Below are 23,556 nucleotides of genomic sequence, written 5' to 3'. Positions count from 1 at the left end.
AAATTTGATGCATAAAAACTATGAATTGATGGGGCATCACCACGCCCTGAGGAGAAGGCCATGAACGGTTTCCTGCGAAGCTGCCTGGTCTGCTGGGGGTTGCTGTGCGGCTGGGTGGTGCAGGCTGCCGAACCCGCGGTGGCTGTCTATTACGGGAACAAGGCATCGCTCAGTGAATTGAGCCTCTACGACATTGCCGTCGTGGAGCCGGGCCATGGCTATGACCCGGTCCGGTTTCGCAAGCAGGCCCCGGGCAGCGAGCTGTATGCCTACGCTTCCGTGGCCGAGGTGCTGCCCGAGCGCGCCTACTTCGGCAAGATTCCCGAGGCCTGGAAGATGGCGCGCAACGGCGCCTGGCAGTCCATCGTCCTGGACCAGACACCTGCGCAGTGGCCCGCCTTCTTTGCCGACGAGGTGATCGCGCCGCTGTGGAAGCAGGGCTTTCGCGGCTTCTTCCTGGACACGCTGGACTCCTACCGCCTGGCCGCGAATTTCGACGAAAAGGCCCAGCAGGACGGTCTGGTGCGCGTCATCGAGACGCTGCACCAGCGCTATCCCGGCATCCGCCTGATCCTGAACCGGGGCTTCGAGATCGTGCCGCGCGTGAAGGACAAGGTACAGATGGTGGCGGCCGAGTCGCTGTTGCGGGGCTGGGATGCCAGCCTCAAGCGCTATGTGAACGTGCCCGAGAAAGACCGCGAATGGCTGCTGCAGCAACTGCAGACCATCCGCGAGCGCGACCGCCTGCCGGTGCTGTCCATCGACTACGTGGCCCCGCATGACCGCGACGCCACGCGCGAGACCGCCCGCCGCATTGCGCAGCTGGGCATCATCCCCTGGGTTTCCGATGCCGGGCTGCAGACCCTGGGCATAGGCCAGGTGGAGGCGGTGGCGCGCAGGGTGTTGATTCTCTACAACGGTGCCGACTATCCGTCCATCAACGGCGCATCGGCGCACCGCTTCCTGGAAATGCCCCTGAACTACATGGGCTACGTCGCCGACTACGCCGATGTGCGCGAGCCCCTGCCTGAAGGCGTGTCGCGCGACCGCTATGCCGGCGTGGTGAGCTGGTTCGGCGGCGCGGTGCCCGAGATGCGGGCCAAAAGCGTGCGGCAGTGGCTGGCCAACCAGGTGCAGCAGGGCATGCCGCTGCTGGTGCTCAATACGCTGGGCCTGTCCCAGGACCGCACCATGTCGGCCGCCCTGGGCACGCGCAGCACGGAAGCGGCACCCGTGTTCCCGCTGCGGCGCGCCGAAAAGGCGCCGGTCATGGGTTTCGAGATACAGCCGGCCGAGCCAGCGCACGATTACGAGGGCTGGGAGTTCACGCCGCAGATGGCCAGGGGCAGCAGCGAGTTGCTGTCCTTCGACGACAAGCGGGGGCGCCGCTTCGTGTCGGCCGCCATCACGCCCTGGGGCGGCTTTGCACTCATGCCCTATGTGGTGGTCGGCATGCCGGGCACCGACCAGTCGCGCTGGGTGATCGACCCCTTCGCGCTGTTGCGCGAGGCGCTGCGCCTGCAGGACTTTCCGGTGCCCGACGTCACCACCGAGAACGGCCGCCGCCTGCTGCTGGCCCATGTGGACGGGGACGGCTTTCCTTCCAAGGCCGAGCTGCCGGGCACGCCCTTCGCGGGCGAAGTGCTGCGCCGCGAGATCCTGGAGCGCTACAGGATTCCGCACACCATCTCGGTCATCGAGGCCGAAGTCTCGCCGCAGGGCCTGTATCCGCAGTGGGCTGACCAGCTGGAGGGCATTGCCAAGCGCATCTTCGCCATGCCCCATGTCGAGATCGCCAGCCATTCCTATTCCCATCCCTTCTTCTGGGAGCCCGGGGCAGCGCCCGACGGGGATGACAGCAAGGAGGTGAACCTCAACCTCCACATCCCCGGCTACCAGATGGACATGAACCGGGAGATCAATGGCTCGATCGACTACATCCGCAAGCGCCTGGCGCCGCCCGGCAAGCCGGTGGACGTGTTTCTGTGGACCGGCAACACGGCGCCCAGCGCCGAGGCCCTGGCCATCTCCGACGCGGCGGGACTGCTCAACATGAATGGCGGCGACACGGCCATCACGCGCAGCAATCCCTCGCTGACGGAGGTGCGCAGCTGGGGCCTGCGCAAGGGCGGCCATCTGCAGATCTATGCGCCCGTCACCAACGAGAACATCTACACCAACCTCTGGCACGGGCCGTTCTACGGCTTCGAGCGCGTCATCGAAACCTTCGAGATGACCGACGCGCCCCGGCGCATGAAGGCCGTGGACATCTACTACCACTCCTACTCCGCCAGCAAGCAGGCCAGCATCAAGGCCCTGCACAAGGTCTACCAGTGGGCGCTGGCGCAGCGGCTGAACCCGGTCTACAGCTCCGAGTACATCCGCAAGGTGCAGGATTTCTACGAATTCGCCATCGGCCGTGACGCGCAGGGCTGGCGCCTGCGGGGCCCGGGCCAGTTGCGCACGCTGCGCATGCCGCCCGGCATGGCCCTGCCGTCCATGGCTGCCAGCCGCGGCATCGCCGGCTATGCCAAGGGCACGGACGGCAACTACCTTCACCTGGCCGGCGGCGCCGGATACCTGGTGCAGCAGGATGCCGCAGGCGCGGCCGCCTCCGCGGCGCGTCCCTATCTGGTGGATGCCAATGCCCGGCTCACGCAATGGCTGCCCCAGGCCGATGGCGGCGTGCGCTTGACCCTGCAGGGCCATGTGCCGCTGGAGCTGCGCATGCACCTGCCGTCCGGCTGTGCGCTGAGTTCCCTGAATGCCGCCAATCCCCTCATTGCCGTGGCGGGTGCCGATACGGGCAGCTCCAACCTCCGTTCCTTCAGAAGTACCCAAAACAGTGTTGAACTCCAAGCGCAATGCCGGGGGCTCTGAGCGCCCCGTCACGGTTCCCTTCTGGCTGATCGTGCTGCTGGCGGTACTGATCGGTGGTGCCCTGTGGATGCTGTTTCCCAAGCAGGATCTGGAGCGCCGGCTCTCCGTCACCGGAGATGATTCCGAGCTGTCCTACAACTACCTGAGCAACCTGCTCAAGAGCGACCCGGGCAATGAAAACCTGCGCGCCCTGCTCAAGGCCAAGGAGGAGCGCCTGAAAGCCATCAAGCTGGCGCGTGAAGAGGCAGCCAAGCAGGCGCTGCCCAGCGCCGCCGTCCAGGCCTGGGAGCGCTGGCAGGCCGCCTACCAGAACTATCTGGAGGCGCAAAAGCAGGACCATCGCGCCGGAGGGCAGGCCGATGCCCTGGCGCTCCAGGTGATGCAGGCGCTCAAGGAGGTCCCGCTGGCGGGTCTGACCCAGGAGCAGGCGCTGTACCTGGCCTCTTCGGCGCTGGTACTCAAGGACGCACCGCTGGCCCTGGGCATCTACGACGATGTGGCCGCCCGCCAGGGCGATCCCGCGCGCAAGGCGCAGGTCTATGAGTCCGCAGCGCGGCAGGCGCTGGGCATGTCGCTGTACGAGGAATCGGCTCGGCTGCTGCGCCAGGCCAGTGCCACCACCGACGATGTCCCGCAGTCGCGCGCCTATCTCTGGCAGGCCCTGCAGGTGCTGCAGTCCGGCAACCGTGCCAGCGAAGCGCTGGCGCTGGCGCGCCAGCAGGAAGAACTGTTGGGCAGCGACCCGGAAACGCTGCGAAGGCTCATCGGCCTGGCGCGTGCGGCCGGCAACCGGGCCGAGGCCGAGCGCTATGCCAAGCGGCTGCTGCAGCTGTCCCTGCTGCAGCAATGGCAGGTGCAGGTGGCAGGCGCTTCGGGAGCCGGCCCGGCCGTAGCGTCCACAGTGGCCGATGACGGCGCCTGGGCACTGCAGCCCGTGGCCTGGACCGCCCCGGGCTGGCGCATGCTGCGCACGGCCGACCCCGCGCGCAAGCCGCCGCCGGGCCTGCCCTTTGACGACAAGACCTACCAGCTGGGCTACGAGGTGTTCCTCGAAAACCGCAACCTGGAAGATGCCTGGCGCGTGGCCACGGCCGCCGTGCGCCAGGCGCCGCAGGACATGGCCTGGCGCGAGCGCCTGGCCCAGGTGTCCGAATGGATGGGGCAGCAGCAGCAGGCCCTGGACAACTGGCTGGTCATTGCGCAGAACACGGGCCGTGAAGATGCCTGGAAGACGGTGATGCGCCTGGCGCCGGGCCTGTTCGACGACCGCGCCCTGATTGCCGGCCTGCGCCACCAGTTGAGCCGCCGTCCCCAGGATGCCGCGCTGCTGCAGGCGCTGGTCCAGGCCTATGAGCGCCAGGCCGAGCCGGGCGCGGCCATCGACTATCTGCAAAAGCACGGCAGCACGCCGCAGTCGCAGATTCTGCTGGCCCAGCTGGCCGAGCGCGCAGGCCGTTCGCCGCTGGCGCTGCAGGCATGGAAGCGCGTGCTCAGCGATCCCGAGCAGCGCACGCCGGCCCATGTCATGCCCGCCGCCGTGCTCGCGCTGCTGCAGGGCGAGCCGGCGCTGGGCCTGCGCTGGCTGGAAGACGCACAGACGCGCGTTCCGGCCGGCATGCAGGACGAAGGCGAGTACTGGCGCCTGCTGGGCGACCTGGCCCAGGACCAGCGCCAGGAGGCGCTGACGCTCAAGGCCTACCGCCGCCTGCTGCAGACGCCGCACGCCGGCATCAGCGACTACGACGAAGTGATCCGCCTGCTGCAGCGCACCGACCGGCGCGAGGCGGCCCAGATGTCCCTGCATGCCTGGGAGCAGTTCCAGGACGTGCGCCATCTGACACAGGCCTTCTACCTGCTGGAGGACCAGGAGGACTGGACGCAGATCGGCCGCCAGGTCGAGCGCATCATGGCCGACCCGGCCTTGCTCAAGCGCCTGATGGGCCAGCCCACCTTCTTCCAGATCCTGGGCGCCTACTACCAGCGCACTGCGCAGCCGAAAAAGGCCATGGAAGCCTTCGAGAAGGGCCTGGCGCTGGACCCCGGCTCCACGCCGCTGCGCCAGGGCCTGATGTGGCTGCTGATCGACACGCAGAACGCGGCGGCCCTCAAGCTGCTGCTGGCGGCGGCCGAGCCCGTGTGGGCACGTGATGCCGACATGCACGGCGCCCTGGCGGCGGCCTACATGACGCTGTCGCGCCCGGCCGTTGCGCTGGAGCGGTATCTGAAGCCGCACCGCACGGAGCATGCCGACGACTTCCTGTGGATGATGCAGTACGCGGACGCGCTGGAGCAGAACCAGCAGGCGGACCAGGCCTGGAACCTGAGGCAGCAGCTGTGGCAGCGCGAGAAGGCGCGCACGCGTGCGCAGCAGGGCCCTTCGGCCGATGCGGCCCGCCGCTGGCTGACCGCCGAGGGCCTGGACGAGGTCCAGCGCCAGGCACGCAGCCGGCTCATGCTCTTTCATACCCAGGGCGATGCCGAATTCGCCCTGATGCGCGAGCTGCTGCGCATGGACCTGCAAGGCGGGCGCCGCGAGCATTCCGCCGCTGCGGCCGAGCTGGCCATCGCCTGGCTGCAGGAGCGCGGCGAATACCAGGCCGAGCGCGGCTACCTTTGGCAGCAGTACGCGCGCAGCCGCAGCAAGAGTGCCAGCGCACCGCTGTGGGCCGAGATCACGGTGGCCCTGGCGGAAAAGGATGTGGCCCAGGCCGGGCAGCTGCTGCAGCGCCATGACGAGGCACTGCCGCGCTACGACCGCATCAACGCGGCGGCCATGGTGGGCGATGTGCGGCTGGCGCAGACCGCGGGCTTCGAGAGCATGGCCTACCAGCCCGACGACGATCCCCTTCACCTGGGGCTGACCGAGCAGTTGCTGGCCTTCAGCGACTACGGCGGCCTGCAGTTGCGCAATCGCCGCATGGACGCCATCGACGAGCAGGTCTCGCGGCTGCGCTGGCATGTGGGTCTCAACCCCCGCTGGGCGCTGGACCTGGATGCCGAGGACGTGCGCCGCACGGTCAACAAAAGCACCCTGGTGCGCGGACCCTCCCAGGAGCGGGGCATCGGCCTGCGCCTGACGCGCAAGACGCAGTCGGCCTCCAGCGAGTTCATGCTGGGCCGGCGCGAAAGCCTGGAGAGCTACACGCCGATGCAGTTCACGCAGACCTACAACGTGGACAGCCGCTGGAGCCTGCAGGCATCGCTGGGCCGACACCTGGCCACGCAGGAAACGCTGGCCATGCGCATGGGCGGCATGAAGGACCGCGTGTCGCTGGGCAGCAGCTACCAGCTCTCGCGCCTGGACCAGATCACGCTGGAGCTGGCATCGGAGCGCTACCGCGTGCAAAGCGGCGCCCGCGTGGGCTCCGGCAACCATGCGATGCTGCAATACCTGCACACCTATCGCAGCGAGGCACCCACCCTGCAGTTCGGCGCCTTCACCTCCTGGCACCGCTACAGCCGCACCGACCCGGCGCTGCTGCAGGGCAGGGATGCGGCCATCCTGGGCTACCTGCCTGCGTTCAACGATCCCACCATCGACTATCTGTTGCCGCGCAGCTTCCGCTTCTCGGGCCTGCAGATGATGTTCAACACGGGCTACGAGCAGCAATACACGCGCGCGCTGCGGCCCTATGCCAGCCTGGCCCTGACGCACCACAGCATCAACGGCGCGGGCTACGAGCTGGGCATGGGCCTGGCCACCAGCCTGTTCGGCGCGGACCACCTCGCGCTGGGCCTGAACCTGTCCAAGTCGGGCATCAACACTGTGGGCAATACCCGCGAGCTGTTGCTCACCTACCGCCTCCACTACTGATCCGAAGACTTCAAGGAGCCTTTCCATGACACACCGCACTTCTTTTGCCTCCCGCCTTCGCGTGCTCACGGGTATGGCCCTTGTCGGCCTGCTGTCTGCCTGCTCGACCATCGACCGGGGCACGGCGCCCGCGCTGGAGACGAACGCCAGCTGGGCCGTGCTGCCCTTCGAGAACCACACCGAGACACCCATGGCCGGCAACCGCGCCGCCGCCATCGCCACGGCGCTGATCAATGCGCGCGGCGTGGGCCAGGTCAAGCGCTACACGGGCGATGCGCTGCAGGAGACGCTGTTCGACGGCCGCGACGCCAAGCGCCGCGAGGACGCCCTGGCCTGGGCGCGCGGCGAAGGCGTGCGCTATGCGCTGACGGGCGCGGTGGACGAATGGCGCTACAAGGTCGGAGTGGATGGCGAACCGGCCGTGGGCGTGACGCTGGAGATCGTGGACGTGGGCACCGGCGCCACCGTGTGGAGCGGCGCGGGCGCGCAAAGCGGCTGGAGCCGCGAGGCCCTGGCCGCCGTGGGCCAGAAGCTGATCCGCAATCTGCTGGGCACGGGCCTGGCCAACGCCCGATAAGCGCATCGAGGAACGATTTTCCATGCCAGACCAAGCCACCACGCCCAAGGCGGCACCGCATCCCGATGCACCGCGCCGAGCCGGCATTGCCGCGGAATTCAGGGGTTCGCCCCTGGGCCTGCTTGTGCAGACAAGCGCCAAGCCCTGGGTGGTGGTGGGAGAGACGCTGCTTTTGCCGTTGCTGGCCCTGTTGGCCGGCATGTGGGCCAACCCCGCCAATCCCCTGTGGGTGGAGGCGGAGTTTCCCTGGGCCTGGCTGGCGCCCGTGGTCGTGGCCCTGCGCTACGGGCCCGTTGCCGGCCTGTCGGCGTCCGGTGTGCTGCTGCTGGCATGGCTGGGCGTCAACCAGCGGGATCTGTCGCTGTTTCCCGAACAGTATTTCCTGGGCGGCCTGATCCTGGTCATGGTCGTGGGCGAGATCTCCAGCCTGTGGCGCGCGCGCATACGCCGTGCGCGCACGGCGCAGAACTACATGGACCAGCGCACCGAGCAGCTGATCCGCCAGCACTACCTGCTGCGCCTGTCGCATGACCGCCTCGAGCAGGAGCTCATAGGCCGTCCCGTGTCCATGCGCGACGCCATCAACGTGCTCAGCGGCCTCAGCGGCGCCGAGGGCGATGCGCAAAGCCTGCTCAACCTGCTGGCGCGCTTCAGCCAGATCAGCGTGGCCAGCCTGGTGCCCGTGCGCAACGATGTGCTGGACTCCACGCCCATTGCCCAGCTGGGCGGCGAGCGGCCCATCCATGTCCATGACCCGCTGGTGCGCCAGGCGCTGGACAGCCATGTGCTGTGCCATATCTCGCAAAGCATGGCGCAAGGCCAGCAGACGCAGTACATCGTCGTGGCGCCCATGCTGGACCTGGAAGGCGAGATCTACGGCCTGCTGCTGGTCGAGGAAATGCCTTTCTTCGCACTGCAGGAAGAAGCGCTGCAGACCATCAACCTGCTGCTGGGCTACTACACCGACAGCGTGGCTGCCAACAGCCTGGCCGCACCGCTGCTGCAGGCCTATCCCGACTGCCCGCCGCACTTCGCCTTCGAGGTGCAGCGCATGGAGCATGTGAACCGCAGCGCGCGCCTGAGCAGCGTGGTGGTGGCGCTGGAGCTGTCGCCATCGGCCGTCCAGGCGCAGATGGCCCAGCAGATCATGCGGCTGGAGCGCATGCTGGACCGTTCCTGGCTGCAGGAACGCGATGGCCGGCAGCTGCTGGCCATCTTCATGCCGCTGGGCACCAACGCCACGGCCGAGGGCTACCTGAACCGCATCGAGGCCTGGCTGGCCCAGCGCGGCGTGGCCTCGCTGGCCGATGCGGGCATCTTCCCGCGCACCATCTTGCTGGACCGCTGCTCGGCCATCAGCGTGCTGGAGCGGCTGCACCAGATGGGGCAGGGCCATGCTTAACCTCAAGCTGGCCCTGGGCGCGCTGGCCGCGGAGATCGCCTCCTGGAGCAGCCTGTGGCTGCTGCGCAGCCAGTCGGATGCCGCCCTGCTGGGCTATCTCATGGCCCATGGATTGGCCAGTGGCCTGCTGGCGCTGTGCCTGGCGCCGTTCCTGGCCACCTCGGCCAGGTCGGTGCGCCAGCGCCTGGCCCTGGTGGCGCTGATGGGGCTGTTTGCCTATGCCGTGCCGGTGGCCGGCATCCTGGGCGCCGTCGTGGCCACCATTGCGCTGCACACGCAGCGCGGCCCGCGCGGTGGCCAGCGCTTTCCGGTGATGCCCCTGCCCGATTTCGACCCGCACCAGCAGTCCGGCACCAGCCGCCGCCAGGCGGGCCTGCAGTCCTTCCTGGCCAATCCCAATGTGCCCGTCGCCTCGCGCATGCGGGCCATGGTGGCGCTGGGCAGCGTGCCGGGGCGCATTGCCTCGCCCATGCTGCGCACGGCGCTGGGCGATTCCAGCGAGGACCTGCGCCTGCTGGCCTACAGCATGCTGGACGCCAAGGAGCGCGAGATCAGCAAGACCATCCATCAGGAGCTTCAGCTGTTCGAGCATGCCCGCCAGTCCGAGGGCGATGCGCCCTGCGGGCCGCGCGGACTGCAGGCGGCTCGGGCGCTCACCGACCTGTATGCGGAGCTGGTCTACCAGGGCGTGGCGCAGGGCGATGTGCGTGACCACGCCATCCAGCAATCCCTGCACTACTGCGACCTGGTGCTGGCCCAGCGGCCCGACAACGCGCTGCTGCTGTTGCGCCGTGGCCGGCTGTTGCATCTGCAGGGCAGGCAGGTGGAGTCGCTGGCCTGCTACGAGCGCTCGCTGGCGCTGGGCATGGAGCCCGCGCGCGTCGTGCCCTACCAGGCCGAGCTGCTGTTCGAGCGGCGCGAGTTCGCCAAGGCGCAGGCGCTGATGCGATCGCTGGACATCGAGCATGCCCTGCCGCGCCTGAAGCCCAGCATCCGCTACTGGAGTGCCTCATGAGCCGTGCGAGCCAGTTCCCCACGGCGGCCAGTGCGGACATCGCGCTGCTGCTGGAGGGCACGTTTCCCTATGTCAGCGGCGGCGTGTCCAGCTGGGTCAACCAGATCCTGCAGGCCTATCCCGAGCACCGCTTCGCCATCGTCTTCCTGGGAAGCCGGCGCGAGGACTATGGCGATTTCCGCTACGCGCTGCCGCCCAACGTGGTGCACTTCGAGCAGCATTTCCTCTTTGACGCCCTGCACTCCAACATCCAGCCTGCGCCCTCGCGCGGCCATCCCGAAGCCCTGGCCAAGGCCCGGGAGTTCCTGCAAGCGCTGGAGGCACATGACGGCAGTGACGAAAGCCGGGCCAAGGTGCTGGCGGCCATGCGCTCGATTGCGCTGGAACTGCAGCCCGGCGGCAGCCTGCCGCTGGAGGATTTCCTGCACAGCGAATTCGCCTGGGACCTGATCCGCGACAGCTACCGGCGCCACTGCACCGATCCATCCTTCGTGGACTTCTTCTGGACCGTGCGCATCATGCTGCAGCCGCTGTGGCTGATGGCGCGCATCGCCCACGGGCTGATTCCGGTGCGCGTGCTGCATACGGTCTCCACGGGCTATGCGGGGTTTCTGGGGGGGCTGCTGCACCATTCGCGCGGCCTGCCGCTGGTGCTGTCCGAGCATGGCATCTATACCAAGGAGCGGCAGATCGACCTGCTGCAGAGCACCTGGATCCGCGACAACCGCAACATCTTCCAGCGCGACCCCATGGAGGTGTCGTTCTTCCGGCAGATGTGGATACGGTTTTTCGACTGGATGGGACGCTTTTGCTATGGCGCGGCCGACCCCATCATTGCGCTGTACGAGAACAACCGCCTGCGCCAGGTGGCCGATGGCGCGGCGGCAGAGCGCACGGTCAGCATTCCCAACGGCATCCGCATAGAGCGCTTTGCGCCGCTGCGCGCCCAGCGGCCGGCCGAGACGCCGCCCGTGCTGTGCCTGATCGGCCGCGTGGTGCCCATCAAGGACATCAAGACCTTCATCCGCGCCATGCGCCGCGTGGTCAACCGGATGCCCCAGGCCCAGGCCTGGGTGGCCGGCCCCACGGCCGAAGACCCGGCCTATGCCGATGAATGCCAGAACCTCGTGGACAGCCTGGGCCTGCAGGCCAACGTACGCTTTCTGGGCATGCAGAAGGTGGAGGAGTTGCTGCCCAAGGTGGGCGTGGTCGTGCTGTCGTCCATCAGCGAGGCGCTGCCCCTGGTGATTCTCGAAGCACAGGCCGCCGGCGTGCCCGTGGTCAGCACCGACGTGGGCTCGTGCCGCCAGCTCATCGACGGGCTGGGACCCGAGGACCAGGCCCTGGGCTCGTGCGGGCGCGTGGTCGGCATTGCCAACCCCGAGGCACTGGCCGATGCCTGCCTGGAGCTGCTGGCATCGCCCGGGCAATGGCAGGCCGCCAGCGCGGCCGGGATTGCGCGCGTGGAGCGCTACTACTCCGACCGGCTGCTGTTCGAGCGCTACAGGCAGGTCTATGACAGGGCGCTGCAACAGTCCGAGGAAAAACACTGATGGCCGGCATTGGATTCGAACTGCGCCACCTGCTGCGAAAGAACACGCTGACCAGCGTGCTCCAGGCCTACGCCTATGCGGGCGTGATCGGCTCGGGGCCGTGGGTGTTCTCCATCATCGGCATCCTGCTGGTGGGGGTGTTCAGCGTCAGCGTAGTGGCGCCGCCGCTGCTGGTCACGCAGTTCCAGACCTCGGTCACCTACCTGGTGGCCAGCAGCCTGATCCTGACCGGGGCGGCGCAGCTGGCCTTCACGCGCTTTGTCTCGGACCAGCTGTTCCTCAAGAAGGACGAGAGCATCCTGCCCAACCTGCATGGCCTGCTGCTGGTGGTCGTGGCCACGGCCAGCGCGCTGGGCACGCTGGCGCTTTTCGTGGTGCTGCCGGGCCAGGGCCTGCTGTACCGCGTGCTGATGCTGGCGGGCTTCACGCTGATGTGCGTGGTCTGGGTCATGACCGTGCTGCTGTCGGGCCTCAAGCACTACCGGGCCATTGCCGGGCTGTTCGGCGCCACCTACCTGCTCATCGTGCTGCTGGCGCTGCCGCTGCGGTACTGGGGGCTGGAAGGGCTGCTGGCCAGCTTCGTGATCGGCCACGTGCTGCTGCTGGCCGGCATGTGGCTGATCGTGCTGCGCAGCTTTCCGCTGCAAAAGCGCTGGATCGCCTTCGACTTCACGCAGCGCTCGCTGATCTTTCCGGCGCTGATCGCCATCGGCGTGCTCTACAACCTGGGCATCTGGATCGACAAGTTCATGTTCTGGTACTACCCGCCGACCTCGCAGCAGATCATCGGTGGGCTCAGGGCCTCGCTGATCTACGACCTGCCGGTGTTCCTGTCCTACCTGTCCATCATTCCGGGCATGGCGGTCTTTCTGGTGCGCATCGAGACCGACTTCGTCGAGTACTACGACAAGTTCTTCGATGCCGTGCGCGGCGGCGGATCGCTCGAGTACATCGAGTCCATGCGCAACGAGATGGTCTACGCCATCCAGGCGGGCCTGGGCGAGATCGCCAAGGTGCAGACGCTGGCCGTTCTCGTCACCCTGGTTGCCGGACCGGCCATCCTGCAGTTGCTGGGCATCTCCCAGCTGTACCTGCCGCTGCTGCATGTGCAGGTGGTCGGCGCCGGGCTGCAGGTGGGCGTGATGGCCGTGCTCAACGTGTTCTTCTATCTGGACGAGCGGCGCATCGTCTTCATGCTGTGCCTGCTTCTGGTGGTGCTGAACATCGCCTTCACGGGCATTTCGCTGGCGCTGGGCGCCGCGTTCTATGGCTACGGCTTTTGCCTGGCCATGCTGGTGACGCTGTGCGTGGGCCTGTTCATGCTCTCGCGCGAACTCAACCGGCTCGAGTACAAGACCTTCATGCTGCAGTGACCGGCAGGCATCTCTCGCCCTTTGCCGATTTGCACGGTCTTGATCCAGCGTGTTGGCGGGGGGCGCCGGTCTGCGCGACAATACGGGATTCGGCGCCGGCACCCAACCGAGACAAAGGTTCCGCCAAGGAACCATTCATTACAACGATTGTGCACCTTGCGTGCAGCGGCCGCCGCCTTTCGCTTTTTCCACTCCAAAGCTTTAAGCCATGAAAAAACGCACCCTCTTGGCCATGGTGGCCCTGTCTGCACTGCTGGCAGCCTGCGGCAAGAACGAGTCCGCATCGACCGCCGCCGCGCCGGTTGCCGCCCCCGTGCCGGCAGCCATGACCAAGTTGGTGATCGGCCTGGACGACAACTTCCCGCCCATGGGCTTTCGTGACGACAAGAACGAGATCGTCGGCTTCGACATCGACATGGCGCGTGAAGCCGCCAAGCGCATGAACGTGGAGGTGGACTTCAAGCCCATCGACTGGAGCGCCAAGGAGGCCGAGCTGGTCGGCAAGCGCGTCGACGCGCTGTGGAACGGCCTGACCATCACCGAAGAGCGCAAGAAGAACATCGCCTTCACCGCGCCCTACATGGAGAACCACCAGATCATCATCGTGCGCGCCGACTCCGACATCAAGGACAAGGCTGGCCTGGCCGGCAAGGTCGTGGGCGCGCAGGATGGCAGCTCGGCCGTGGACGCCATCAAGAAGGACGCCGCCGTGGCCGCCAGCTTCAAGGACCTGAAGACCTTCGGCGACAACATCACCGCGCTGATGGACCTGTCGGCCGGCCGCCTGGACGCCGTCGTGGTCGACGAGGTCGTGGGGCGCTTCCACGTGGCCAAGAAGGCTGGCGAGTACCTGGTGCTCGAGGACAACTTCGGCACCGAGGACTACGGCGTGGGCCTGCGCAAGGAAGACACCGAAGTTCTGGGCAAGCTCGAAGCCGCGCTGGCCGAGATGAAGAAGGACGGCAAGGCCGCCGAAATCGCCTCCAAGTGGTTCGGCAAGGACATCATCAAGTAAATCCGGCACACCATGCGACCGGCAAGGCCAGCCTGGCATTGCCGGTCTTTTGCGTTCTGGGACGCACGCGCCCGTGGCTGCCCGGATCCTGCCGATGCCGGCGGGGCCGCGCACCGCACTGAGGCCATTCGATGGAATATGTAATCTCGCTCATGGGGCCGCTGTCCGCCGGCGCCCTGGTCACCCTCAAGCTCTTCGTCATCACCCTGGCGCTGTCCATTCCCCTGGGACTGTCGCTGGCGCTGATGCGCATCTCCCGCTTTCCCGCCCTGAGCCGGCTGGTCGGCGGCTACATCTGGCTGATGCGCGGCACGCCGCTGATGCTGCAGATGCTGTTCATCTACTTCGCGCTGCCCTTCGTGCCCGTGATCGGCGTGCGCCTGCCCGATTTCCCGGCCGCCGTGGTCGCCTTCGCGCTGAACTACGCCGCCTACTTCGCCGAAATCTTCCGCGCGGGCATCCAGTCCGTGGACCGCGGCCAGTACGAGGGCGCCAAGGTGCTGGGCATGAGCTACGGCCAGACCATGCGCCGCATCATCCTGCCGCAGATGTGGGCGCGCATCATCCCGCCCGTGAGCAACGAGACCATCACCCTGGTCAAGGACACCTCGCTGATCTACGTGCTGGCCCTGAACGATCTGCTGCGCGCGGCGCGCGGCATCGTGCAGCGCGACTTCACCATCACGCCCTTCGTGGTGGCCGCAGGCTTCTATCTGGTCATGACTCTCGTGTTGACCTGGATCTTCCAATACCTAGAAAAACGCCATGCCAAATACGACGCGTGATAACGCGCCCGAGACCATGATCTCGGCGCAGAACATCTGCAAGGGCTTTGGCGGCGTGCCGGTGCTGCGCGGCGTTTCGCTGGAGCTGGCGCGTGGCGAGGTGGTGGCCATCATCGGTCCCTCGGGATCGGGCAAAAGCACCTTTTTGCGCTGCCTCAACCACCTGGAAACCATTGACAGCGGCCGTGTCGCCGTTGAAGGCGAAGTGCTGGTGGACAGCGGCGCGGACGGCCGTGCCCACTACGTGCCCGAGGCGCAGATCCGCCAGATCGGCCGCAAGATGGGCATGGTGTTCCAGTCCTTCAACCTGTTCCCGCACCTCACGGTGCTGGAGAACGTCATCGAGGCGCCGATCGTCGTCAAGGGCCTCAGGCGCGAGCAGATCGTGCCCAAGGCCGAGGCGCTGCTGCACAAGGTGGGCCTGCTGGAAAAGCGCGATGCCTATCCCAACCGTCTGTCGGGCGGGCAAAAGCAGCGCGTGGCCATTGCCCGGGCCCTGGCCATGGAGCCCGACATCCTGCTGTTCGACGAGCCCACCTCCGCACTGGACCCCGAGCTGACCGGCGAGGTGCTGCGCACCATGCGCGAGCTGGCGCAGGAGCACATGACCATGCTGGTCGTGACCCACGAGATGGGCTTTGCCCGTGAAGTGGCCAATCGCGTGATCTTCATGGACAAGGGGGAGATCGTCGAGCAAGGCCCTGCGGAAGCATTCTTTGCGGCGCCGCAGCACACACGGACCCAGGCATTCCTGCAGAACATGTTGTAAAAAAACATCTGTCCAGTCCGGATTTTCCCCAGGTCCAGAGAGCGTGCAACGCTTGTGTAGCAAGCAAAGCATGCTCTTTTTTTTATGGCGGTTTCTGCCATGACTTTTTGAGAAACATACACGGATGTATGTTTATCTCGGTCGGTGGTGAGCAAGCAGCGGCACCTGTCTGCACAATAGCGGGCTTGCCTGCGAACATTTATCGACCGCACCACAGCATGATCCCAACCGCCTCTTTCGTGGAGTTGCGCAACGTCACCTTCGGCTATGGCGAGCGTGTGATCCTGCGCGACCTGTCGCTGCAGGTGCCGCGCGGCAAAGTCACGGCCCTGATGGGCGCATCGGGCGGGGGCAAGACCACCGTGCTGCGCCTGATCGGCGGCCAGCAGCATGCCCAGCAGGGGCAGGTGCTGTTCGATGGCAAGGACGTCACCACCATGGACGCCGCGGGCCTGTACGCTGCGCGCCGGCGCATGGGCATGCTGTTCCAGTTCGGCGCCCTGTTCACCGACATGAGCGTGTTCGACAACGTGGCCTTCCCGCTGCGCGAGCACACCGACCTTCCCGACGAACTGGTGCGCGACATCGTGCTCATGAAGCTGCATGCCGTGGGTCTGCGCGGTGCGCGCGACCTCATGCCCAGCGAGATATCGGGCGGCATGGCCCGCCGCGTGGCGCTGGCGCGGGCCATTGCACTGGACCCCGAACTGGTCATGTACGACGAGCCCTTCGCCGGGCTGGACCCCATTTCCCTGGGCACCGCTGCCCAACTGATCCGAGAACTCAACGACGCCATGGGCCTGACCTCCATCCTGGTGTCCCATGACGTGGAGGAAACCTTCCATGTGGCCGACCATGTGGTCATCCTGGGCAACGGCGGTGTCGCCGCCCAGGGCTCGCCCGAGGAAGTCAAGGCCAATCCCGATCCGCTGGTGCAGCAGTTCATCCACGCACGCGCCACCGGCCCCGTACCCTTCCATTACCCCGGCGTGAGTGCCGAAGAGGATTTCGGCACGCCTGAAAGCCCGGTCAAGGCCAGCGGCCGGAGGCGCGCATGAACCGGCTGCATCCCGCTCGCATAGGCGCGGCCGTGCGCCACCAGTTGACCCAGCTGGGCATGGGCACCCGCCTGTTCGGCCGCCTGCTCGCGCTGATGGGGCCGGCGCTGGGCAGGCCGCGGCTGATTGGCGACCAGATCCATTTCCTGGGCAACTATTCGCTGGCCATCATCGGCGTGTCCGGCCTGTTCGTCGGTTTCGTGCTGGGCCTGCAGGGCTACTACACCCTGCAGCGCTACGGCTCGGCCGAGGCGCTGGGCCTGCTGGTGGCGCTGTCCCTGGTGCGCGAGCTCGGCCCCGTCGTCACGGCGCTGCTGTTTGCCGGCCGTGCCGGCACGGCGCTGACGGCCGAGATCGGCCTCATGAAGGCCGGCGAGCAGTTGTCGGCCATGGAAATGATGGCCGTGGACCCCGTGCGCCGCATCCTGGCGCCGCGCTTCGTGGCCGGCCTGATCGCCATGCCGCTGCTGGCCGCTGTCTTCAGCGCCGTCGGCGTGATCGGCGGCTGGCTGGTGGGCGTGGTCATGATCGGCGTCGATGGCGGTGCCTTCTGGGGCCAGATGCAAAACGGCGTGGACTGGTGGTATGACCTGGGCAACGGCGTTCTCAAGAGCCTGGTGTTCGGCGTGGCGGTGACCTTCATCGCGCTGCTGCAGGGCTATGCAGCCAAGCCCACGCCCGAAGGCGTGTCCCGCGCGACCACGCGCACGGTGGTGATGGCCTCGCTGGCCGTGCTGGGGCTGGACTTCCTGCTCACGGCCACGATGTTCAGCCTTTGACCCGGCGCCGAAGCCACCCCCGCAAAACAAGGAAAAACAAACCATGCAGCAATCCAAGAGTGATGTCTGGGTCGGACTGTTCGTGCTGATCGGCGCTGCGGCGCTGGTGTTCCTGGCGCTGCAGTCGGCCAACCTGCTGAGCCTGAGCTTCCAGAAAACCTACACGCTGACCGCGCGCTTCGACAACATCGGCGGACTCAAGCCCAAGGCGGCCGTGCGCAGCGCGGGCGTCGTCGTGGGCCGCGTGGAATCCATCACCTTCGACGATCAGGTCTTTCAGGCCAGCGTGACCATGGCCATGGAAAACCGCTACGCGTTTCCCAAGGACAGTTCCCTGAAGATCCTGACCAGCGGCCTGCTCGGCGACCAGTACATCGGCATCGAAGCCGGCGCAGATGACCACAACCTCAAGGATGGCGACCGCGTCGTCGCAACCCAGTCGGCCGTTGTGCTGGAAAATCTGATCGGACAGTTCCTCTACGGCAAGGCCGAGCAGGGTGGCAGCTCCGGTGCAGGAGGCAAAGAATGACAACCAACCATGAACAGGCGACCGCGGGTCGCCCTGCAGTCCAGGCAGCATCCTGGCAGCGCACAGCCATGCTGGGCACATTGGCCGCCGCTTCGCTGCTCAGCGGCTGCGCCACCGCGCCGGGCGAGGCCCGCAATCCCCAGGACCCGTTCGAGCCGTTCAACCGCAGCGTCTACTCGTTCAACGACGGCCTGGACCGTGCCGTCCTGAAGCCGGTGGCCACGGTCTACCGCGACGTCACTCCGCGTCTGGCCCGCGATGGCGTGAGCAATTTCTTCTCCAACCTCAGCGATGTCTGGTCCTTCGTGAACAACGCGCTGCAGGGCCAGGCCGAAGGCGCCTACAACTCCGTCGTGCGGTTCTCGGTGAATACGGTCTTCGGCCTGGGCGGCTTGCTCGACATCGCCAGCGAGGCCGGCATCGAGCGCCAAAAGCAGGACTTCGGCCAGACCCTGGGTCGCTGGGGCGTGCCCACCGGGCCGTACCTGGTGCTGCCGCTGCTGGGCCCGTCCACGGTGCGTGACACTGCGGCTCTTCCGGTGGATGCCTGGGGCAACCCCATGTCGGCGATCAACGACATCCCGGTTCGCAACAGCCTGTATGTGCTGCGACTGGTGGATACACGTGCCCGCCTGCTCAATGCCTCCGACACGCTGGACTCCGTCGCGCTCGACCGCTACAGCCTGACGCGCGATGTCTACCTGAACCTGCGGCGTGGCAAGTCGGGTGATGACGGTCGCATCGAGGATTACGACGACGATGCCGGCAAGCTGCCGCCCGAAGACGGCGCGAAGTAAGCAGTTCGTAACATCCCGAGATGAAAAACGGCCGCTGCCTGACATGGCGCGGCCGGAAAAATGTGCAATATCAACCCGGTCCGGGGCATGAGGCCCTGCTGGGAAAGGAAGAGTGATGATCAATCGACGTGCCTGGAGTGCTGCCGCTGCAGCCGTGCTGGCCATGGGAACCCTTGGTGCGGCACTGCCGGCCCGCGCAGCCGGCGAGACCCCCGATGCGCTGATCAAGCGTGTCTCCACCGACGTGCTGGAAACCATCAAGAAGGACCCCTCGCTGCGCGAGGGCGATGTCTCCAAGGTCAATGCGCTGGTCAATGACAAGGTCATGCCGTATGTGAATTTCCGCCGCATGACCTCCGCCTCGGTGGGGCCGGCCTGGCGCCAGGCCACGCCTGCGCAGCGCGAGAAGCTGGAGACCGAGTTCAAGGCCCTGCTGATCCGCACCTATTCGGGCGCGCTGACGCAGGTCAGCAACCAGACCATCAACGTCAAGCCCCTGCGCGCGGCAGCCGGCGACACCGATGTGCTGGTGCGCACCGAGGTGCTGGGCCGCGGCGAGCCCGTGCAGCTGGACTACCGGCTCGAGAAGTCCGGCGACGGCTGGAAGATCTACAACCTGAACGTGCTGGGCGTGTGGCTGGTGGAAACCTACCGCAACCAGTTCAGCCAGGAAATCAATGCCCGCGGCATCGACGGCCTGATCGAGACCCTGGCCACGCGCAGCAAGATGCCGGCCACGCCGCCCTCCAAGGGCTGACAGCCGCGGACGCACGCGCCATGCTGCAGCTCCCCCGTGAACTGACCTACCGCCAGGCGCGCAGCTGTCTCGTGCAGCTGCGGCCCCAGGTGCAGGCCTTCGATGGCGCCCAGGTGCGTGTCGATGCCAGCGGTGTCGAGGTCTTCGACTCGTCCGCACTGGCCGTGCTGCTGGCCTGCCGCCGCACCGCGAAGGCGGCAGACAAGCAATTGGTGGTCGTGGGCCTGCCGCAGGGCCTGCAGTCCATGGCGGCGCTGTATGGCGTCGACGGGCTGCTGGCCGACACGGCCGCATCCTCCCCCTCTTGAGCCGGCGCAGCGCGCCGCTGCAAAGAGCCCTGCAAGGCAGGTTTGGCTGCAAGGGCCTAGAATCGCGCCTCGCATGTCTGCCGTCTCATTCCAATCCATCTCCAAGACCTACCAGACCCCCAAGGGGGCCTTCCAGGCGCTCAATCACGTGAGTCTGGACATTGAGGAGGGCGAGTTCTTCGGCCTGCTCGGTCCCAATGGCGCTGGCAAGACCACGATGATCAGCATCTTGGCCGGCCTGTCGCGCGCCACCAGCGGCCGCGTGCTGGTCCAGGGCAGCGACGTGCATGCCGACTACTCGGCTGCCCGGCGCAAGCTGGGCATCGTGCCGCAGGAGCTGGTCTTCGATCCCTTCTTCAATGTGCGCGAGGCGCTGCGCTTTCAGTCCGGCTATTTCGGCGTCAGGAACAATGACGACTGGATCGACGAGCTGCTGCACAGCCTGGGGCTGACCGACAAGGCCAATTCCAACATGCGCCAGCTGTCCGGCGGCATGAAGCGCCGCGTGCTGGTGGCCCAGGCGCTGGTGCACAAGCCGCCCATCATCGTGCTCGACGAGCCCACGGCTGGCGTGGACGTGGAGCTGCGCCAGACGCTGTGGCACTTCATCGCACGCCTGAACCGCGAAGGCCATACCGTGCTGCTCACCACCCACTACCTGGAAGAGGCCGAGGCGCTGTGCAGCCGCGTGGCCATGCTCAAGCAGGGCAACATCGTCAAGCTCTCGACCATGTCGGATCTGCTCAAGTCCGCCTCCTCCAACGTGCTGCAGTTCAAGACCGATACCGCCTTGCCGCCGGCCCTGGCCGCGCGTGCGCGGGTGACCGGCCGCATCGTGCAGATACCCGCCAACGACGCCAGCGATGTGGAACGCCTGCTCGCCGCGCTGCGCGAGGGCTCCGTCGTGCCCGAGGACGTGGAAATCCGCCGCGCCGATCTGGAGGACGTCTTCATCCATGTGATGAACGAGCAGGGACAGACTTCGCAGGGAGCTTCGGCATGAACGGCTGGCAGACCCTGCTCAAGAAGGAAGTGCTGCGCTTTTGGAAGGTCAGCTTCCAGACCGTGGCCGCACCCGTGCTCACGGCCGTGCTCTATCTGCTGATCTTCGGCCATGTGCTCGAAGGCCGGGTGCTGGTGTATGACCGCATCAGCTACACGGCCTTCCTGATCCCTGGCCTGGTGATGATGAGCGTGCTGCAGAACGCCTTCGCCAACAGCTCCTCCAGCCTGGTGCAGAGCAAGATCATGGGCTCCATGGTCTTCGTGCTGCTCACGCCGCTGTCGCACTGGGCCTGGTTCGGGGCCTATGTGGGAGCGTCGGTGCTGCGCGGGCTGCTGGTGGGCGCGGGCGTGTTCGTCGTCACGCTGTACTTCGCCATTCCCGAGTTCACGGCACCGCTGTGGATTCTGGTCTTCGGCCTGCTGGGCGCGGCGCTGCTGGGCACGCTGGGCGTGATCGCCGGCCTGTGGGCCGACAAGTTCGACCAGATGGCGGCCTTTCAGAACTTCCTGATCATGCCCATGACGTTCCTGTCGGGCGTGTTCTATTCGATCCAGTCCCTGCCGCCTTTTTGGCAAAAAGTCAGCCATCTGAACCCGTTTTTCTACATGATCGACGGTTTCCGCTACGGCTTCTTCGGCCAGAGCGACGTATCGCCCTGGGTCAGCCTGGCCATCGTCGGCTCGGCCTGGCTGGCAGTGAGTGCCCTGGCCGTGCATCTGCTGCGCATCGGCTACAAGATCCGCGGCTGAGGTTTTTTCTCAGGCTGCGGCGGGCGCTGTGCCGGCATTTTCGAACCCACCCATGAACAGGCGGCCGGCGCCCGGCGCCGCCGCCAACCAAGGCCATGCCGCGATGCATGGCAGGAAAGCTTCCCCATGACTGCAGACCAACTCAAGGAACTGATCGCCACCGGCCTGCCTTGCGAACACATTGCGCTGGAAGGCGACGGACGGCACTGGTTTGCCACCATCGTCTCGGCCCAATTCGAGGGCCAGCGCCTGCTGCAGCGCCAGCGCCTGGTCTACGCCACGCTGGGCCAGCGCATGCATACCGACGAGGTCCATGCGCTGTCCATGAAGACCTACACGCCCGCCGAGTGGGCTGCCCAGGCCGGCCAGGCCTGAGCGCACAGCCCGGTCACGACGCCTCAGACTTTCTGCCGCAACTGGTCGATACGGCCCGTGCGGCATCTCCTTTTTCCCGATTTCCAGATTCAAGTCTGTCAGCCATGGACAAACTCCTGATTCGCGGTGGCCGAGCGCTGCATGGCGAGGTGACGGTCTCCGGCGCCAAGAATGCCGCCCTGCCCGAGCTGTGCGCCGCGCTGCTGTCGTCCGAGCCCGTCACCCTGCGCAATGTGCCGCGCCTGCAGGACGTGGCCACCATGCTCAAGCTCATCCGCAACATGGGTGTCGGCGCCGAGCACGATGACAGCGGCACCGTGCGCATCCACGCCGGCTCGCTGTCCAACCCCGAGGCACCCTACGAACTGGTCAAGACCATGCGCGCCTCGGTCCTGGCCCTGGGCCCGCTGCTGGCCCGATTCGGCCAGGCCCGCGTGTCGCTGCCCGGCGGCTGCGCCATCGGCTCGCGCCCCGTGGACCAGCACATCAAGGGCCTGCAGGCCATGGGTGCCGAGATCGTTGTCGAGAACGGCTACATGCACGCGTGCCTGCCCGGGCATCTCAAGCGCCTGCAGGGCGCCAGCATCACCACCGACATGGTGACGGTCACGGGCACCGAGAACTTCCTGATGGCCGCCGTGCTGGCCGAAGGCGAGACGGTGCTGGAAAACGCCGCCATGGAGCCCGAGATCGGCGACCTGGCCGAAATGCTCATCAAGATGGGCGCAAGGATCGAAGGGCACGGCACCAGCCGCATCGTCATCCAGGGTGTGGAGCGGCTGAGCGGCTGCGAGCACCAGGTGGTGGCCGACCGCATCGAGGCCGGCACCTTCCTGTGCGCCGTGGCGGCCACGGGCGGCGAGGCGCTGCTGCGCAATGGCCGTGCCGACCACCTGGGCGCGGTCATCGACAAGCTCAAGGACGCTGGGGCCGAAGTGTCCGCCGAGGAGGGCGGCATCCGCGTGCGCGCCGCCGGCAAGCTCAAGGCCCAGAGTTTCCGCACCACCGAGTACCCGGGCTTTCCCACCGACATGCAGGCGCAGTTCATGGCGCTGAACCTGGTGGCCGAAGGCTGCAGCATGGTCACCGAGACCATCTTCGAGAACCGCTTCATGCACGTCGACGAGATGCTGCGCCTGGGCGCGCAGATCACCACCGACGGACGCGTGGCCACCATCACCGGCAGCCAGTCGCTGTCGGGCGCGGCCGTCATGGCCACCGACCTGCGCGCTTCGGCCAGCCTGGTCATCGCCGGCCTCGTGGCCAAGGGCGAGACCCTGGTCGATCGCATCTATCATCTGGACCGCGGCTACGATCGCATGGAAGACAAGCTGCGCGGCCTGGGTGCCGACATCGAAAGAGTTTCCCAATGACCATCACGATTGCCCTGTCCAAGGGCCGCATCTACGACGAAACCGTGCCGCTGCTGGCCGCTGCCGGCATCTCGGTCACCGAAGACATTGAAAAGTCGCGCAAGCTGATCTTCGAGACCAACCAGAGCCACGTGCGCGTGGTGCTGGTGCGCGCCTCCGACGTGCCGGTCTACGTGCAGTACGGCGGCGCCGACCTCGGCGTGGCCGGCCTGGACTCGCTGATCGAGCATGGTGCCCAGGGCCTGTACCAGCCCCTGGACCTGAAGATCGCGCGCTGCCGCGTCAGCGTCGCCGTGCGCAACGGCTTCGACTACGCGCTGGCCGTCAAGCAGGGCGCCCGTCTGCGCATCGCCACCAAGTATCCCGAGATCGCGCGCAACTTCTTCGCCACCAAGGGCGTGCACGTGGACATGGTCAAGCTCTACGGCTCCATGGAACTGGCCCCGCTGACCGGCATGGCCGACGCCATCGTCGACCTGGTGTCCACCGGCAACACGCTCAGGGCCAATGACCTGGTCGAGGTCGAGCCCATCATGGAGATCAGCTCGCGCCTGGTGGTCAACCAGGCCTCGCTCAAGCTCAAGCAGGCCCCTCTGCGCAAGATCATCGATGCCTTCGCATCGGCCATTCCCCAAGACTGAA

The 23,556-nt window shown here is 66.7% G+C and carries 21 protein-coding genes; all 21 read left to right on the top strand.

The window, feature by feature from the left end:
• The first annotated feature begins 60 nt into the window (after window positions 1-60).
• The 21 genes from ACF8ML_RS03470 to hisG all read left to right on the top strand — a co-directional run bounded on the left by ACF8ML_RS03470 (window position 61) and on the right by hisG (window position 23,555).
• Window positions 61-2,880, top strand: a complete 2,820-nt coding sequence (locus tag ACF8ML_RS03470) for a bifunctional glycoside hydrolase 114/ polysaccharide deacetylase family protein (RefSeq protein WP_392406278.1) — start codon at window positions 61-63, stop codon at window positions 2,878-2,880.
• Window positions 2,846-6,694, top strand: a complete 3,849-nt coding sequence (locus ACF8ML_RS03465; RefSeq protein WP_392406277.1) for a tetratricopeptide repeat protein — start codon at window positions 2,846-2,848, stop codon at window positions 6,692-6,694. The genes ACF8ML_RS03470 and ACF8ML_RS03465 overlap by 35 nt, the downstream gene beginning before the upstream one ends.
• 25 nt (window positions 6,695-6,719) lie before the next feature.
• Window positions 6,720-7,271 carry a hypothetical protein gene (locus ACF8ML_RS03460; RefSeq protein ID WP_016445568.1) on the top strand — a complete coding sequence of 184 codons (552 nt, stop codon included), beginning with the start codon at window positions 6,720-6,722 and terminating at the stop codon, window positions 7,269-7,271.
• A 22-nt stretch (window positions 7,272-7,293) separates the two neighbouring features.
• Window positions 7,294-8,673, top strand: a complete 1,380-nt coding sequence (locus tag ACF8ML_RS03455) for a PelD GGDEF domain-containing protein (RefSeq protein ID WP_392406275.1) — start codon at window positions 7,294-7,296, stop codon at window positions 8,671-8,673.
• Entirely contained in the window at window positions 8,666-9,688 is a 1,023-nt protein-coding gene (locus ACF8ML_RS03450; RefSeq protein ID WP_016445570.1) for a hypothetical protein, read from the top strand. The genes ACF8ML_RS03455 and ACF8ML_RS03450 overlap by 8 nt, the downstream gene beginning before the upstream one ends.
• Window positions 9,685-11,241 (top strand): GT4 family glycosyltransferase PelF, encoded by a 1,557-nt coding sequence (gene pelF, locus ACF8ML_RS03445; RefSeq protein WP_203400437.1) that lies wholly within the window; start codon window positions 9,685-9,687, stop codon window positions 11,239-11,241. The genes ACF8ML_RS03450 and pelF overlap by 4 nt, the downstream gene beginning before the upstream one ends.
• Window positions 11,241-12,614, top strand: coding sequence for an exopolysaccharide Pel transporter PelG (pelG, locus tag ACF8ML_RS03440; RefSeq protein WP_016445572.1), 1,374 nt, complete (start codon window positions 11,241-11,243; stop codon window positions 12,612-12,614). The genes pelF and pelG overlap by 1 nt, the downstream gene beginning before the upstream one ends.
• A 208-nt stretch (window positions 12,615-12,822) precedes the next feature.
• Window positions 12,823-13,629 carry an amino acid ABC transporter substrate-binding protein gene (locus tag ACF8ML_RS03435; RefSeq protein ID WP_016445573.1) on the top strand — a complete coding sequence of 269 codons (807 nt, stop codon included), beginning with the start codon at window positions 12,823-12,825 and terminating at the stop codon, window positions 13,627-13,629.
• 131 nt (window positions 13,630-13,760) lie between these two features.
• On the top strand, window positions 13,761-14,414 hold the full coding sequence (locus ACF8ML_RS03430; RefSeq protein WP_012207336.1) for an amino acid ABC transporter permease: 654 nt from the start codon (window positions 13,761-13,763) through the stop codon (window positions 14,412-14,414).
• Entirely contained in the window at window positions 14,395-15,183 is a 789-nt protein-coding gene (locus ACF8ML_RS03425) for an amino acid ABC transporter ATP-binding protein (RefSeq protein WP_392406271.1), read from the top strand. The genes ACF8ML_RS03430 and ACF8ML_RS03425 overlap by 20 nt, the downstream gene beginning before the upstream one ends.
• 218 nt (window positions 15,184-15,401) lie before the next feature.
• Window positions 15,402-16,241: an ABC transporter ATP-binding protein gene (locus tag ACF8ML_RS03420; RefSeq protein ID WP_154833601.1), complete on the top strand. Its 840-nt coding sequence runs from the start codon at window positions 15,402-15,404 to the stop codon at window positions 16,239-16,241.
• A complete protein-coding gene (gene mlaE / locus ACF8ML_RS03415) occupies window positions 16,238-17,020 on the top strand; it encodes a lipid asymmetry maintenance ABC transporter permease subunit MlaE (protein ID WP_016445576.1) in 783 nt (260 codons plus the stop codon). The genes ACF8ML_RS03420 and mlaE overlap by 4 nt, the downstream gene beginning before the upstream one ends.
• A gap of 43 nt (window positions 17,021-17,063) precedes the next feature.
• Entirely contained in the window at window positions 17,064-17,549 is a 486-nt protein-coding gene (gene mlaD, locus ACF8ML_RS03410) for an outer membrane lipid asymmetry maintenance protein MlaD (RefSeq protein WP_016445577.1), read from the top strand.
• Window positions 17,546-18,346, top strand: a complete 801-nt coding sequence (locus ACF8ML_RS03405; RefSeq protein WP_047326525.1) for a VacJ family lipoprotein — start codon at window positions 17,546-17,548, stop codon at window positions 18,344-18,346. The genes mlaD and ACF8ML_RS03405 overlap by 4 nt, the downstream gene beginning before the upstream one ends.
• Before the next feature lie 115 nt (window positions 18,347-18,461).
• Window positions 18,462-19,103 carry a phospholipid-binding protein MlaC gene (locus tag ACF8ML_RS03400; protein WP_392406268.1) on the top strand — a complete coding sequence of 214 codons (642 nt, stop codon included), beginning with the start codon at window positions 18,462-18,464 and terminating at the stop codon, window positions 19,101-19,103.
• A gap of 20 nt (window positions 19,104-19,123) precedes the next feature.
• Window positions 19,124-19,411 (top strand): lipid asymmetry maintenance protein MlaB, encoded by a 288-nt coding sequence (locus ACF8ML_RS03395; protein ID WP_016445580.1) that lies wholly within the window; start codon window positions 19,124-19,126, stop codon window positions 19,409-19,411.
• 73 nt (window positions 19,412-19,484) lie between these two features.
• Entirely contained in the window at window positions 19,485-20,414 is a 930-nt protein-coding gene (locus ACF8ML_RS03390; RefSeq protein ID WP_013800798.1) for an ABC transporter ATP-binding protein, read from the top strand.
• On the top strand, window positions 20,411-21,166 hold the full coding sequence (locus ACF8ML_RS03385) for an ABC transporter permease (RefSeq protein ID WP_016445581.1): 756 nt from the start codon (window positions 20,411-20,413) through the stop codon (window positions 21,164-21,166). The genes ACF8ML_RS03390 and ACF8ML_RS03385 overlap by 4 nt, the downstream gene beginning before the upstream one ends.
• 126 nt (window positions 21,167-21,292) lie before the next feature.
• Window positions 21,293-21,541 carry a BolA family protein gene (locus tag ACF8ML_RS03380; RefSeq protein ID WP_012207326.1) on the top strand — a complete coding sequence of 83 codons (249 nt, stop codon included), beginning with the start codon at window positions 21,293-21,295 and terminating at the stop codon, window positions 21,539-21,541.
• Window positions 21,542-21,645: 104 nt separating this feature from the next.
• Complete coding sequence (murA, locus tag ACF8ML_RS03375; protein ID WP_203400438.1) at window positions 21,646-22,914, top strand: UDP-N-acetylglucosamine 1-carboxyvinyltransferase; 1,269 nt, start codon at window positions 21,646-21,648, stop codon at window positions 22,912-22,914.
• Entirely contained in the window at window positions 22,911-23,555 is a 645-nt protein-coding gene (gene hisG / locus ACF8ML_RS03370; protein ID WP_017405470.1) for an ATP phosphoribosyltransferase, read from the top strand. The genes murA and hisG overlap by 4 nt, the downstream gene beginning before the upstream one ends.
• Window position 23,556: the final 1 nt, after the last annotated feature.

Source organism: Delftia sp. WSY_10, from assembly GCF_043104705.1.
Taxonomy (GTDB): domain Bacteria; phylum Pseudomonadota; class Gammaproteobacteria; order Burkholderiales; family Burkholderiaceae_C; genus Comamonas; species Comamonas tsuruhatensis.
The sequence above is the reverse complement of the archived record's forward strand: the minus strand, read 5'-3'. Positions and strand labels throughout refer to the sequence as shown.